10 protein-coding genes are annotated in these 14374 nt (G+C 61.3%); 4 read left to right on the forward strand and 6 right to left on the reverse strand.

The genetic code is table 11. The features are described 5' to 3' along the window. Positions 1-50 precede the first annotated feature (50 nt). From HBR94_RS06120 to HBR94_RS06130, 3 genes are read right to left on the reverse strand one after another with little or no spacing between them, the layout of a single operon-like run. A complete protein-coding gene (locus HBR94_RS06120) occupies positions 51-1295 on the reverse strand; it encodes a lipoprotein-releasing ABC transporter permease subunit (RefSeq protein WP_057438534.1) in 1245 nt (414 codons plus the stop codon). Between the two features lie 58 nt (positions 1296-1353). After that, a complete protein-coding gene (gene lolD / locus HBR94_RS06125) occupies positions 1354-2037 on the reverse strand; it encodes a lipoprotein-releasing ABC transporter ATP-binding protein LolD (protein WP_019818240.1) in 684 nt (227 codons plus the stop codon). A 7-nt stretch (positions 2038-2044) separates the two neighbouring features. Continuing rightward, positions 2045-3295, reverse strand: coding sequence for a lipoprotein-releasing ABC transporter permease subunit (locus tag HBR94_RS06130; protein ID WP_057438533.1), 1251 nt, complete (start codon positions 3293-3295; stop codon positions 2045-2047). A gap of 94 nt (positions 3296-3389) precedes the next feature. Between HBR94_RS06130 and HBR94_RS06135 the strand changes: the two genes are divergently transcribed. Both HBR94_RS06135 and HBR94_RS06140 read left to right on the forward strand, forming a co-directional pair. Next, entirely contained in the window at positions 3390-3974 is a 585-nt protein-coding gene (locus HBR94_RS06135; protein ID WP_170044382.1) for a PilZ domain-containing protein, read from the forward strand. A gap of 43 nt (positions 3975-4017) precedes the next feature. Beyond that, positions 4018-4740: a glycerophosphodiester phosphodiesterase gene (locus tag HBR94_RS06140; protein ID WP_170044383.1), complete on the forward strand. Its 723-nt coding sequence runs from the start codon at positions 4018-4020 to the stop codon at positions 4738-4740. 42 nt (positions 4741-4782) lie between these two features. Here HBR94_RS06140 and sthA read toward each other — a convergent pair whose 3' ends face one another. Both sthA and HBR94_RS06150 read right to left on the reverse strand, forming a co-directional pair. Beyond that, the gene (sthA, locus tag HBR94_RS06145; RefSeq protein ID WP_057438530.1) at positions 4783-6177 is read right to left on the reverse strand and encodes a Si-specific NAD(P)(+) transhydrogenase; all 1395 of its coding nucleotides are present in this window, start codon (positions 6175-6177) and stop codon (positions 4783-4785) included. 190 nt (positions 6178-6367) lie between these two features. Next, the gene (locus tag HBR94_RS06150; RefSeq protein WP_170044384.1) at positions 6368-7381 is read right to left on the reverse strand and encodes an FAD:protein FMN transferase; all 1014 of its coding nucleotides are present in this window, start codon (positions 7379-7381) and stop codon (positions 6368-6370) included. A gap of 263 nt (positions 7382-7644) precedes the next feature. On the opposite strand from HBR94_RS06150, the gene HBR94_RS06155 reads away from it, so the two are divergent. Then, positions 7645-8943: an MFS transporter gene (locus HBR94_RS06155; protein WP_057960295.1), complete on the forward strand. Its 1299-nt coding sequence runs from the start codon at positions 7645-7647 to the stop codon at positions 8941-8943. Positions 8944-9119: 176 nt separating this feature from the next. Here HBR94_RS06155 and HBR94_RS06160 read toward each other — a convergent pair whose 3' ends face one another. Next, entirely contained in the window at positions 9120-10583 is a 1464-nt protein-coding gene (locus HBR94_RS06160; RefSeq protein ID WP_115128680.1) for a glyceraldehyde-3-phosphate dehydrogenase, read from the reverse strand. A gap of 338 nt (positions 10584-10921) precedes the next feature. Between HBR94_RS06160 and mfd the strand changes: the two genes are divergently transcribed. Next, positions 10922-14371 carry a transcription-repair coupling factor gene (mfd, locus tag HBR94_RS06165; RefSeq protein ID WP_057960297.1) on the forward strand — a complete coding sequence of 1150 codons (3450 nt, stop codon included), beginning with the start codon at positions 10922-10924 and terminating at the stop codon, positions 14369-14371. Positions 14372-14374: the final 3 nt, after the last annotated feature.

A 14374-nucleotide genomic window follows, 5' to 3' on the forward strand; every position in this document is an offset into this window, starting at 1 on the left:
AACACCGTCAAATGTGGGAGCTGGCTTGCCTGCGATAGCGATCTCAAGACCTACGAATATCTCAGGGCATGCGCCGGCTCAATCTTCGCCGCCCGATACGCCGGGTAGATCGTCGCCAGAAAGCTCAACACAAACCCCGCGCTGCAAATCAGCAACACATCGCCACCTTGCAGCTCCGAAGGCAGGTTGCTGACAAAGTACACGTCCGAACTGAAGATATGCTGCCCGGTCACGCGCTCCATCCAGCCCACCAGCTCACTGACGTTGAGCGCGGCAATCACTCCCAGCACGCCGCCAATCAGGGTGCCGACGATACCGATCACCGTGCCCTGGACCATGAAGATCGCCATGATCTGCCGTGGCGTGGCGCCGATGGTGCGCAGGATCGCGATGTCCGCGCCCTTGTCGTTCACCACCATGATCAGCGTGGCGATGATATTGAACGCGGCGACGGCGACGATCATCAGCAATAGCAGGCCGATCATGGTCTTTTCCATCTTCATTGCACTGAACAGGCTGCCCTGGGTGTGGGTCCAGTCATCGGCCTTGTAGGCGGCGCCCAGGCTGCCGGCAATGTCCGCCGACACTTTCGGCGCCGCGTACAGATCTTTGACCGCCAGGCGCACGCTTTGCACCTGGTTCGGCTGCCAATGCAGCATTTGCGCGGCATCGGCGACGTGGATCAGCGCCATCGAGCCATCCAGCTCGGCACCCACCTTGAACACCCCCACCACGTTCAAACGCTGCATACGCGGGGTGATGCCGCCGGGCGCAGTGCTGATTTCCGGGACGATCAAGGTCAGCTTGTCCCCCACATTCAAGCGGAAACGGCGCGCAGTGATTTCACCGATCACCACGCCGAACTCACCCGGCTGCAGGTTTTCCAGATTGCCCTGGACGATATGCTGGGTGACGATCGACACCTTGCCTTCCTGGGCCGGGTCGATCCCGCTGATCTGGATCGGCTGCATCGAGCCCTTATAGGACAGCATGCCTTCCATCTCGGTAAACGGCACGGCGGCGGTCACTTCGGGGTTTTTCAGAGCGGCGGCGGCCACGGGCTGCCAGTCGCTGATCGGGTTGACGCCGACGATGGTGGCATGCGGCACCATGCCCAGAATGCGCGAGCTCATTTCCCGCTGGAAGCCATTCATCACCGACAACACCACGATCATCGCCAGCACGCCCAGGGCGAGGCCGATCATCGAGGTCATCGAGATAAACGAGACAAAACGGTTGCGGCGCTTGGCGCGGGTATAGCGCGTGCCGATAAAAATCGATAACGGTCTGAACATTCGCGGGCACCGTTGAAAAAATAGAAAACCCAGACACGAATGCCCGGGCTGAAACAGGTCAGATGGCGACCAGATGACCTTCCTGCAGGTGCAACACACGGTCCATCTGCCGGGCCATGCTCATGTCATGGGTCACCACCAGGAACGCGGTGCGCATCTGGGTGCTCAGCTCCAGCATCAAGTCCTTTATGCCCTGGGCAGTGTGGGAATCGAGGTTGCCGGTCGGCTCATCGAGCATCACCAGGCCTGGGTTGTTCACCAGGGCACGGGCAATCGCCACACGCTGGCGCTCGCCGCCAGACAGCTCTGCCGGCTTATGCTCCAGGCGATGCCCCAGGCCGACGCGCTCCAGCAGCGCCGTAGCACGCTGACGCGCCTCCGGGATCGCGGTCTTGCCGATCAACAGCGGCATGCACACGTTTTCCAGGGCCGTGAACTCTGGCAGCAAGTGGTGGAACTGGTACACAAAGCCCAGGGAGCGGTTGCGCAACTGGCCACGGGCCTTCTCGTTCAACGCCGAGAGTTCTTCACCGGCCAGCCACACGCTGCCCTGGGACGGCGTATCAAGGCCGCCCAACAGGTTGAGCAAGGTACTTTTGCCGGAGCCGGAACTGCCGACGATCGCCACACGCTCGCCCGGATGCAGTTCCAGTTGCAGGTTGGACAGCACCACTACCGATTCCGGGCCTTCCTCGTAGGATTTGCCCAGGTTGCGGCAGCTCAGGATTGCTTTTTCACTCATGCCCGATTCACTCATAGCGTAAAGCCTGCGCCGGCTGGGTACGTGCCGCGCGCCAGGCTGGATATAGGGTGGCAAGGAAACTCAGGACCAACGCGGCGCCGCCGACCATCAACACATCCTGACTCTGCACCTGGGATGGCAAATAGTCGATGAAGTAGACGTCGGCGTTGAGAAACTTGTGGCCGATCAGGGTTTCGACGCCGGCGATGGCAGCACTGACGTTCAGCGCGGCGAAGATCCCCACGGCCGTACCGATCAAGGTACCGACCACGCCGATCACCGTGCCCTGGACCATAAAGATCGCCATGATCTGTCCCGGCGTGGCGCCCAGGGTGCGCAGGATGGCGATGTCGCCCTTCTTGTCGTTCACCACCATCACCAGGGTGGAGATGATGTTGAAGGCGGCCACCGCGACAATCAGCAACAGCAATAGGCCAATCATGGCCTTTTCCATGCGGATCGCCTGGTACAGGTTGCCGTGGGTACGGGTCCAGTCACGGGCGTAGTACTGGCTTTCACCCAGGTGCTGGGCGATTTCCCAGGCCCCGCGTGGCGCCTCGAACAGGTCGTTGAACTTCAGGCGCAAGCCCTGCACCTGGTCCGGCTTCCAGCGATGCAGGCGGGCCAGGTCGGTAAGGTTGGTCAGGCCGAGGAAGCCGTCGATTTCGCCGGCACCGACATGAAAGATGCCAACCACGGTAAAGCGCTTCATGCGCGGGAACATGCCCGCCGGGGTCACGGTGACTTCCGGGGCGACGAAGGTCAGCTTGTCGCCAATGGCCACGCCGAGCTTCGCCGCCGCACGGTCGCCGATCACGATGCCGAAGCTGCCAGGCGACAGGGCATCGAGCTGGCCCTGCTGCATGAACTGATCAATGATCGAGACCTTGCGCTCCTGTGCCGGGTCGATGGCATTGAGCAGGACTTTCTGCACCTTGCCATTGTTGGTCAACAGCCCCTGCATCTGGGTAAATGGCGCGACGGCCAGCACCTTGGGGTTCTGCTTGACCTTGTCGGCCAGGCCTTGCCAGTCGCCCAGGGGCTCGCCGGACTCGATGGTCGCGTGGGGCACCATGCCCAGCACGCGGGTGCGCATCTCATGATCGAAGCCATTCATCACCGATAGCACCACGATCATTACGACGACGCCCAGAGCGAGTCCGATCATGGAGGTCAGGGAAATGAACGACACAAAATGATTGCGACGCTTTGCACGGGTATAACGCGTGCCGATAAATACGAAGAGAGGTCTGAACATGTCGGGGCTTGTTCGGAGGAAAAGAAGACGTCCCGGTGGCGGGGTCTGGTAAGCAGCTTTACACTCAGACCATTACCGTTACCTGGGGTTCGCCATGACGACATTAGATGAAGAAGATCGCCGCGAATACTACCGTATCGACGACACGATCGCACTCCAAATCAAAAGCCTGTCGGCCCCGCAAGCGGCGAGCAAGGAAGTGTTGCTGGATGATTCCCCGCTGTTCAACCTGCTCAGTGAACTGCACCTGAGCGAATTCGAGTCCCAACACCTGCTGCGCCAGCTCGGCGAGCGCGACCGCACCCTCGCCGCCTTCCTCAAAGTGCAGAACAAACGCATGGATTTGCTCAGCCAGGTCATGGCGCAAAGCCTGCTGGGCGAGATCGGCGCGCCGCAGCCGGTGATCATTTCCGAAGGTGGCATCGACTTCCAACACCCCACGGCACTCGCGCCCGGCAGCCACCTGGCGGTCAAGCTGGTGCTGATGCCCCAGGCGCTGGGCCTGCTGCTGCGGGCCAAGGTCACCCATTGCGATCCCAAGGGCGACAGTTTTGACATCGGTACCGAATTCGAATCCATGACTGACGCCCAGCGCCAGTTGCTGGCTCGCTATATTTTGCAAAAACAGGCCCAGGAACGGCGCCTGGCCCGGGAACAAAGCGACGGCCAAGACACCTGATTTCGTATTTATCCAGCCAGACACCTGGCGAAAAGGAGCAACTGTGACCCTGATTTATGGCCACCGCGGCGCTAAAGGCGAAGCACCGGAAAACACCCTGACCAGCTTCCAGCAATGCCTCAAGCACGGCGTGCGCCGTTGCGAACTGGACTTGCACCTGTCCATGGACGGCGAGTTGATGGTGATCCACGACCCGACCTTGAAGCGCACCGCAGACCGACGCGGCAAGGTGGTGGAATACGTCGCCGCCGACCTGGTGAAGATGGACGCACGCAAAGGCGGCCCAGGCTGGGTCACCCCTTGCCCGATCCCGCGCCTGGAAGAACTGTTTGAGCAGTGCGACTTCGACCACTGGCAACTGGAAGTCAAAAGCGCCTCGCGCACCCGCGCCGCGACCACCGTGCTGGCGATCCGGGAAATGGCCCAGCACTTTGGCCTGCTGGACAAGGTCACCGTGACTTCAAGCTCGCGGGAAGTGTTGAAAGCCGCCCTGGAGCTGACGCCGGACCTGTCCCGTGGACTGGTGGCCGAATACGCCTGGCTCGACCCGCTGAAGGTCGCGCAGAACTATGGCTGTGAGTATTTGGCGTTGAACTGGACGTTGTGCACTCCCGAGCGACTGGAAAAAGCCCAGCGCCAGGGCTTGCACGTGTCCGTGTGGACAGTCAACGAACCCGCGCTGATGCGCAGGCTCGCCGACTTCGGCGTAGATAGCCTGATTACAGACTTTCCCGGTTTGGCCACTGCCACTCTCGGGAATTACTGAAATCGGTCTCCCCGGCCGGCTCAGGCCACCGGCCGGAGCCGCTCAAAAAAGCCGGTTGAGGCCGTCGTAGGCCGCTACCCGATAGGCTTCAGCCATGGTCGGGTAGTTGAACGTGGTGTTCACAAAATACTTAAGGGTATTGAGATCACCCGGCTGGCTCATGATCGCCTGGCCGATGTGCACGATCTCCGAGGCCTGGTAGCCGAAGCAATGCACGCCGAGCACTTCCAGGGTCTCGCGGTGGAACAGGATCTTCAGCATGCCTTGCGGCTCGCCGGCGATCTGCGCACGCGCCATGCTCTTGAAGAACGCCTTGCCCACTTCGTAAGGCACCTTGGCCTTGGTCAGCTCGTGCTCGTTCTTGCCGATGGAGCTGATCTCGGGAATGGTGTAGATCCCGGTCGGCACATCGTTGACATAGCGCCAGCTACCGTTGTCGACAATGCTGCCAGCCGCCGAACGGCCCTGGTCGTGGGCGGCACTGGCCAGGCTCGGCCAGCCGATCACATCGCCGGCACCATAGATATTGGTGACGCAGGTGCGGTAGTTCTCATCCACCTCGATCTGGCCACGGCTGTTGACCTTGACCCCGATGTTTTCCATGCCCAGCTTGTCGGTGTTGCCCGTACGGCCGTTGCACCAGAGCAAGGCATCGGCCTTGATCTTCTTGCCGGACTTGAGGTGCAGGATCACACCGTTGTCCAGGCCTTCAACGCGGTCGTATTCCTCGTTGTGGCGCACGGTGATGTTGTTGTTGCTGAAGTGATAGCTCAACGCCTGGGAAATTTCCGAGTCGAGGAAGCTCAGCAACTGGTCACGGTTGTCCACCAGCTCCACCAGCACACCCAGGCCGCTGAAGATCGAGGCGTATTCACAGCCGATCACGCCGGCGCCGTAGATGATCAGTTTGCGCGGGGTGTGGCCCAGGCTGAGGATCGTGTCGCTATCGTAGATACGCGGGTGGTGGAAGTCGATATCGGCCGGGCGATACGGACGCGAACCGGTGGCGATGATGATGTGCTTGGCCACCAGCTTCTCGACCACGCCATTGGCGCAGACCACTTCGACGGTTTGCTCGTCGGCGAAGCTGCCGGTGCCGAAGAACAGGTCGACGCGGTTACGGGCGTAGTAGCCGGTACGCGAGGCGACTTGTTTGGAAATGACTTTCTCGGCGCTTTTCAGTACATCCGGGAACGAGAACCAGCGCGGCTCACCAATGGCCCGGAACATCGGGTTGGTGTTGAACTGCATGATCTGGCGCACCGAGTGACGCAAGGCCTTGGACGGGATGGTGCCCAGGTGGGTGCAGTTACCGCCGACCTGACGACGGCTATCGACCATCGCCACCTTGCGTCCTGCTTTGGCGGCGTTCATCGCCGCACCTTCTCCAGCTGGGCCGGAACCCAGTACCACCACGTCGTAGTTGTAGACAGCCATGCGTACTCCTCAGAACAGGCCAGGACGCACGGTTGGGCGCCTGGCTAAATCATGCCGCGGCCAGCGGTCATGAAGGATCAAATAGGCTCAGGTGTGTGAGCCGGGGCACAGTCTATATAAGGCTCAACGCCGCGCACATTAACCCTTGGTCGCGTCGTAGGCCAGTTTTGCCTTTACTACACAGTATTGATTACGGCTTGACCGTCGTCAGTTGTTCGAACGCTTTGTTGCTGCGTGTGACGAAAGCATCCCCCTCACGCATCACAAAAAATGCCGCGATCCGCTGTTTTTCTGCATAGTCCCAGCCCTCGTCGGGCCCCAGTACCAGGAGCAAGGTCGACAAGCCGTCCGCCATAAGCGCCGAAGGCTCCAGTACCGTGACCGACGCCAGGTGATGGGTGATCGGCGCCCCGCTACGGGCATCGAGGGTGTGGGAATAGCGGCGACCATCCTGCTGGAAATAATTGCGATAGTCACCTGAAGTAGACACGCCGAAGCCGTCCACCACGATCACGCGCTCAGCCACCTGCTGGTCATCGCGGGGCTCCTCCAGGGCCACACGCCAGGGCGTGCCATCGGGTTTGCGCCCGGCAGCCTTGAGCTCGCCAGTCACTTCGACCAGGTACCGGTGAATGCCCAACTGCCCTAGCCGCTCGGCGATCCGGTCCACCGTGTAGCCAGCGGCAATGCTGTTGAAGTCCACTTGCACCGCCGCGTCCTTGCACAGCTGGTGACCGTCGATGCGCAAGTGCTGATGACCGACGCGCTGGCGCGCCAAGGCCAGCGTCATGGGATCCGGGACTTTTACCTGTCGCGCCTGGGGCCCGAAGCCCCACAGGTTGAGCAGTGGCTCGACGGTCAGGTCAAAAGCGCCGCCACTGGCCTGGGACAGCTGCTCGCCCGTGCGTACCAACTGCAGGATCGACTCGGGCATCGGCTGGCAGCGGTTGGCCGGCAAGTCATTGAAGCGCTCGATATCGGAATCGCTGCGATAGGTCGACAGCTGTCGGTCGACCTCGGCAAGGATGCGCTCGACCTGCGGCTGCACATCATTGGCCGCCGGCGTCCCGGGGGTACGGACATATTTGATTGAATAAGTGCTGCCCATGGTCGGGCCGCCAAACGCCTCCAGGGCCTCATCGCCGCCGCAGCCCGTCAAGATCGCCAACACAGCGCCCACCATCGCGCATCGCAAACCGCCCATAAGCCACACAACCTTATCGCTGCTGAAAACCCAATGAAGCCGCACTCAAGCACATTTTCGGGGCTGGCCATTATGCGGCATGTCGTCGCCTGACGCGGGTTGCTTCATGACAAATAGCCAGCTTGCTAACGGTTTTTGTTGCTCGCCCACACGGATACACATATGGTTACAAAACTCTTGGGCACCAGCCAGCGCCCAGACCTTGCAGCAAGGAAGAACGACGACCAGGGATTTCCAACAAGATAGCCAGTTGAGTAAATGACATGTCCAACACCACGGGCAAAGGCAAGGCGATCTTTCGCGTTGTCAGCGGTAACTTTCTCGAAATGTTCGACTTCATGGTCTACGGCTTCTACGCCACAGCCATTGCCAAGACCTTCTTCCCTGCCGACAGCGCCTTCGCGTCCCTGATGTTGTCCCTGGCGACCTTCGGTGCCGGGTTCCTGATGCGTCCGTTGGGGGCAATTTTCCTCGGTGCCTACATCGACCGCCATGGCCGTAAAAAAGGCCTGGTGATCACCCTGGCCATGATGGCCGCCGGCACCGTGCTGATCGCCTGCGTGCCCGGCTACGCCACCCTCGGGGTGGCCGCGCCGCTGATCGTGCTGTTTGGCCGATTGCTGCAAGGCTTCTCGGCAGGTGTCGAACTGGGCGGGGTCTCGGTGTACCTGGCGGAGATCGCCACGCCGGGACGTAAAGGTTTCTTCGTCAGTTGGCAGTCCGCCAGCCAACAAGCCGCCGTGGTCTTCGCCGGCCTGCTGGGCGTGGGCCTGAACCACTGGCTGAGCCCCGAGGAGATGGGTGAGTGGGGCTGGCGCGTGCCGTTCCTGATCGGCTGCCTGATCGTGCCGGTGATCTTCGTGATTCGCCGCTCCCTGGAGGAAACCCCGGAATTCCAGGCACGTAAACATCGCCCTACCCTGCAGGAAATCATCCGCTCCATCGGCCAGAATTTCGGCATCGTCCTGGCAGGCATGGCGCTGGTGGTGATGACGACCGTGTCGTTCTACCTGATCACCGCCTACACACCGACCTTCGGCAAGGCCGAACTGCACCTGTCGGACCTGGATGCGTTGCTGGTCACCGTGTGCATCGGCCTGTCGAACTTCTTTTGGTTGCCCGTGATGGGCGCGGTATCCGACAAGGTGGGTCGCAAACCCTTGCTGCTGGGGGCGACTATTCTGGCAATCCTCACGGCATACCCGGCCCTGTCATGGCTGGTGGCCAATCCGAGCTTCAGCCACCTGCTGCTCGTCGAGTTATGGCTGTCGTTCCTGTATGGCTCGTACAACGGCGCCATGGTCGTCGCGCTGACCGAAATCATGCCAGTGGAAGTACGCACCACAGGCTTTTCATTGGCCTACAGCCTGGCGACCGCAACCTTTGGCGGCTTTACCCCGGCCGCCTGTACTTACCTGATCCATGTACTGGATAACAAGGCTGCGCCGGGGATCTGGCTCAGTGGCGCGGCGGTGCTGGGGCTGGTGGCGACCCTGGTGCTGTTCAAGGGAAATCGGCACGAACTGCGCACTGCGCAGGCTTCGGTAGTCGGTGGGGCCTGATAGATCGCTATCGCGGCGATGCGGCGGCCCGACAAGCCCGCCCACACATTTGAATGTATTCGCAAATCAAACTGTGGGAGCGGGCTTGCCCGCGATGAGGCCTTCACACCCAACACAAACCCCCAGCCACAAAAAAGCCCCGAACCAGTCGGGGCTTTTTCATTTACCGCTAATGCTTAGCGCGGAAACGCCGGCGGGTTGACCCCAGCCATGTCTTCCATCACGCGCACCACCTGGCAGCTGTAACCGAACTCGTTGTCGTACCAGACGTACAGTACAACGCGGTTATCCTGGGTGATGGTCGCTTCAGCATCGACCACACCGGCGTGGCGCGAGCCAACGAAGTCGGTGGACACCACTTCCTGGGAATTGACGAAGTCGATTTGCTTATGCAGATCGGAGTGCAGCGCCATGTAGCGCAGGTACTCGTTCATCTCTTCGCGGGTGGCGGCTTTCTCAAGGTTGAGGTTGAGAATGGCCATCGACACGTTCGGCGTGGGTACACGGATCGCGTTACCGGTCAGCTTGCCGGCCAGCTCAGGCAGGGCCTTGGCAGCAGCGGTGGCAGCACCGGTCTCGGTGATCACCATGTTCAGCGCGGCGCTACGGCCACGGCGATCGCCCTTGTGGAAGTTGTCGATCAGGTTCTGGTCGTTGGTGTACGAGTGAACGGTTTCGACGTGACCGTTGATGATGCCGAACTTGTCATTCACAGCCTTGAGCACCGGCACGATGGCGTTGGTGGTGCAGGAAGCGGCGGACACGATCTTGTCGTCAGCGGTGATTTCGTTGTGGTTGATGCCGTGAACGATGTTCTTCAGCTTGCCCTTGCCAGGCGCAGTCAGCACAACGCGGTCGATACCCGGGCAGGCCAGGTGCTGGCCCAGGCCGTCGGCATCACGCCATACGCCGGTGTTGTCCACCAGCAAGGCGTTCTGGATGCCGTACTGGGTGTAATCCACCTCGGTCGGGTTCTTCGCGTAGATCACCTGGATCAGGTTACCGTTGGCGGTGATGGTGTTGTTTTCTTCGTCGATGGTGATGGTGCCATTGAACGAACCGTGTACCGAGTCGCGACGCAAGAGGCTGGCGCGCTTGGTCAGGTCATTTTCGGCGCCTTTGCGCACGACAATGGCCCGCAGGCGCAGGCCGTCGCCACCGCCGGTTTTTTCGATCAGGATGCGTGCCAGCAGACGGCCGATACGACCGAAGCCGTACAGCACCACGTCAGTGCCTTTACGGGATGCGGCGTTTTGCTGGCCAACCACGTCGGCCAGTTCTTCACGCACGAACTGCTCGGCGCTGCGGCCATTGCCTTGAGCGCGGAATTTGAACGCCAACTTGCCCAGGTCCACCGAAGCCGCGCCGAGCTTGAGCTCGCTCATGGCTTTAAGCAGAGGGAATGTTTCGTGGACGGAGAGTTCGCTATCGTCCGAAGAACGATGGCGAGCAAAGCGATGAGCCTTGAGAATCGCGATGACTGATTGGTTGATCAGGCTGCGGCCATAGATCGAGCTCACCACATTGTTATTGCGGTACAGCTGACCGATAAGCGGGATCATCGCTTCTGCGAGTGCTTCACGGTCGATCCATTCACCAAGACACTGGTCGGGCTTCTGAGTCACGGGAACCTTCCACATGTAGGGGCTGAAAAAAGGGGCTACATTATGCCGCCCGACCGCCCCCGGAGCAATGCGCGCCACGCAACAAAAGCCCTTGCACATAATTTTCGCCGCGCTACAGGCCAGTAAATACGCGGCTTCCAGCGCACCCCCTGGTGAAAGCCTCGGGCCACTTGTCCGTAACCCTCCGAAACATACGTGCATTTTGGCACTACATTTTGAGTCAAAACCGCGCATTGTTTGTCTTAGCCACTACATTTCCTACAAACCGTAATAGGCACAGTCAGCAACTGACAGGCGGCACTCCGGGCCGTTACAATTACCGACTTTGTCGCAACGCTGGAGCTCAAACGTCCGTGCCCGTCCTGCGTCTACCGCTACTCCCTGCCGAGGCAGGTAAACAGCATTGGGGCAATCTGCCCGGTGCCGCCCTGAGCCTGGCCATTGCCGAGGCTGCCAGTGCAGCCAAGCGCTTTACCCTGCTATTGACCGCCGACAGCCAAAGCGCCGAACGGTTGGAGCAGGAGCTGAGTTTCTTTGCCCCCGATTTGCCGGTGCTGCATTTCCCGGACTGGGAAACCCTGCCCTACGACTTGTTCTCGCCGCACCAGGACATCATCTCCCAGCGCATCGCCAGCCTGTACCGCTTGCCGGAACTGGCCCACGGCGTACTCGTGGTGCCGATCACCACGGCCCTGCACCGCCTGGCGCCGACCAAGTTCCTGCTGGGCAGCAGTCTGGTGCTGGATATTGGCCAGAAACTCGACGTGGAGCAGATGCGCACGCGCCTGGAAGCCAGCGGCTACCGCTGCGTCGATACGGTGTACGAGCATGGCGAGTTCGCCGTGCGTGGCGCGCTGATCGACCTGTTCCCGATGGGCAGCAAACTGCCCTACCGCATCGACCTGTTCGACGACGAAATCGAGACCCTGCGCACCTTCGACCCGGAAAACCAGCGCTCCATCGACAAAGTACAGTCGATCAAGCTGCTGCCGGCCAGGGAATTCCCCCTGCAAAAAGACGCCGTCACGCGCTTCAAGGCGCGCTTTCGCGAACGCTTTGACGTGGATTTCCGCCGTTGCCCGATCTTCCAGGACTTGAGCAGCGGGATTACCCCCGCCGGTATCGAGTACTACCTACCGCTGTTCTTCGACGAAACCTCGACCCTGTTCGATTACCTGCCCCAGGACACTCAGGTGTTCTCGCTGCCGGGCATCGAACAGGCGGCGGAAAACTTCTGGAACGACGTGCGCAACCGTTATGAAGAACGCCGCGTCGATCCATCCCGGCCTTTATTGCCGCCTGCCGAGCTGTTCCTGCCGGTAGAGGACTGCTTCGCCCGCCTGAAGAACTGGCCACGGGTGGTCGCCAGCCAACAGGATGTGGAAGCCGGCGTCGGCCGCGAACGCTTCCCGGCCCAAACCCTGCCCAACCTGGCCATCGAGGCCAAGGCCAGCCAGCCGCTGCAAGCGTTGTCCGACTTCCTCGGCGATTTCCCCGGCCGCGTGCTGTTTACCGCCGAATCCGCCGGGCGCCGCGAAGTGCTGCTGGAGTTGCTCGAACGTCTGAAGCTGCGACCAAAAACCGTCGACAGCTGGCCGGACTTTGTCGCCGGCAAGGACCGCCTGGCGATCACGATTGCGCCGCTGAACGAAGGCCTGCAACTGGATGATCCGGCCCTGGCGCTGATTGCCGAGAGCCCGCTGTTCGGCCAACGCGTGATGCAGCGCCGGCGCCGGGAAAAACGTGCCGACGCCAACAACGACGCGGTGATCAAGAACCTCACCGAACTGCGCGAAGGCGCGCCGGTGGTGCATATCGACCACGGCGTGGGGCGCTACCTGGGCCTGCAGACCCTGGAGATCGACAACCAGGCCGCCGAATTCCTCACCATGGAATACGCCGAGGGCGCCAAGCTCTATGTGCCGGTGGCCAACCTGCACCTGATCGCGCGCTACACCGGCAGCGACGACGCCCTGGCGCCGTTGCACCGCCTGGGTTCCGAGACCTGGCAGAAGGCCAAGCGCAAGGCCGCCGAGCAGGTGCGCGACGTAGCCGCCGAACTGCTGGACATCTATGCTCGCCGCGCGGCCCGCGAAGGCTATGCGTTCGCCGACCCGAAGGCCGACTACGCCACGTTCAGCGCCGGCTTCGCCTTCGAAGAAACCCCGGACCAGCAAACCACCATCGACGCCGTGCGCGCCGATATGCTCGCGCCCAAGCCCATGGACCGCCTGGTCTGCGGTGACGTGGGCTTTGGCAAGACCGAAGTGGCGATGCGCGCCGCGTTTATCGCGGTGCATGGCGGCCGCCAGGTGGCAATCCTGGTGCCGACCACCCTGCTCGCCCAGCAGCACTACAACAGTTTCCGCGACCGCTTTGCCGATTGGCCGGTGACCGTGGAGGTGATGAGCCGCTTCAAGTCCGCCAAGGAAGTCAACGCAGCCGTGGCCGACCTGGCCGAAGGCAAGATCGACATCGTGATCGGTACCCACAAGCTGCTGTCGGACGATGTGAAGATCAAGAACCTGGGCCTGGTGATCATCGACGAAGAGCACCGCTTTGGCGTACGCCAGAAGGAGCAGCTCAAGGCCCTGCGCAGCGAGGTCGATATCCTGACCCTGACCGCCACACCGATCCCGCGCACGCTGAACATGGCGGTGTCGGGCATGCGCGACCTGTCGATCATCGCCACGCCGCCGGCACGACGCCTGTCGGTGCGCACCTTCGTCATGGAGCAGAACAACAGCACGATCAAGGAAGCTCTGCTGCGCGAGTTGCTGCGCGGCGGCCAGGTCTACTACCTGCACAACGATGTGAAAACCATCGAGAAATGCGCCGCCGACCTCGCCGAACTGGTGCCGGAAGCGCGGATCGGCATCGGCCACGGGCAGATGCGCGAACGCGAACTCGAACAGGTGATGAGCGACTTCTACCACAAGCGCTTCAACGTGCTGATCGCCTCGACCATTATCGAGACCGGCATCGACGTGCCGAGCGCCAACACCATTATCATCGAGCGCGCCGACAAGTTCGGCCTGGCGCAGTTGCACCAGTTGCGTGGCCGGGTCGGCCGCAGTCACCACCAGGCCTACGCCTACCTGCTGACGCCACCGCGCCAGCAAATTACCGGCGATGCGGAAAAGCGCCTGGAAGCCATCGCCAACACCCAGGACCTGGGCGCGGGCTTTGTGCTGGCCACCAACGACCTGGAAATCCGTGGCGCCGGCGAACTGCTGGGCGACGGCCAGAGCGGGCAGATCCAGGCCGTGGGCTTTACCCTCTATATGGAAATGCTTGAGCGCGCGGTGAAGGCCATCCGCAAAGGCGAACAACCGAACCTCGACCAACCCCTGGGCGGCGGGCCGGAAATCAACCTGCGTCTGCCGGCATTGATTCCCGAAGACTACCTGCCGGATGTGCATGCACGCCTGATCCTGTACAAGCGCATCGCCTCGGCCACTGACGAAGAAGGTCTCAAGGACCTGCAAGTGGAGATGATCGACCGCTTCGGCCTGTTGCCGGAGCCGACCAAGAACCTGGTGCGCCTGACCCTGCTCAAATTGCAGGCCGAGCAACTGGGGATCAAGAAGGTCGACGCCGGGCCGCAGGGCGGGCGTATCGAGTTCGAAGCGCAGACGCCGGTAGACCCGCTGGTACTGATCAAGTTGATCCAGGGCCAGCCCAACCGCTACAAATTCGAAGGCGCTACGCTGTTCAAGTTCATGGTGCCGATGGAACGTGCAGAAGAGCGCTTTAATACATTGGAGGCGCTGTTTGAGCGCCTCATCCCGAAACCTGCTTGAAGG

Source organism: Pseudomonas sp. WS 5412, from assembly GCF_012985615.1.
GTDB lineage: Bacteria > Pseudomonadota > Gammaproteobacteria > Pseudomonadales > Pseudomonadaceae > Aquipseudomonas > Aquipseudomonas shahriarae.

Excerpts from the sequence above, each read along its gene's own strand:
- sthA (WP_057438530.1), bottom strand. The coding sequence starts at position 6,177 with ATGGCTGTCTACAACTACGACGTGGTGGTACTGGGTTCCGGCCCAGCT.
- HBR94_RS06150 (WP_170044384.1), bottom strand. The coding sequence starts at position 7,381 with ATGGGCGGTTTGCGATGCGCGATGGTGGGCGCTGTGTTGGCGATCTTG.
- HBR94_RS06135 (WP_170044382.1), top strand. The coding sequence starts at position 3,390 with ATGACGACATTAGATGAAGAAGATCGCCGCGAATACTACCGTATCGAC.
- HBR94_RS06155 (WP_057960295.1), top strand. The coding sequence starts at position 7,645 with ATGTCCAACACCACGGGCAAAGGCAAGGCGATCTTTCGCGTTGTCAGC.
- HBR94_RS06130 (WP_057438533.1), bottom strand. The coding sequence starts at position 3,295 with ATGTTCAGACCTCTCTTCGTATTTATCGGCACGCGTTATACCCGTGCA.
- HBR94_RS06160 (WP_115128680.1), bottom strand. The coding sequence starts at position 10,583 with ATGTGGAAGGTTCCCGTGACTCAGAAGCCCGACCAGTGTCTTGGTGAA.
- lolD (WP_019818240.1), bottom strand. The coding sequence starts at position 2,037 with ATGAGTGAAAAAGCAATCCTGAGCTGCCGCAACCTGGGCAAATCCTAC.
- HBR94_RS06120 (WP_057438534.1), bottom strand. The coding sequence starts at position 1,295 with ATGTTCAGACCGTTATCGATTTTTATCGGCACGCGCTATACCCGCGCC.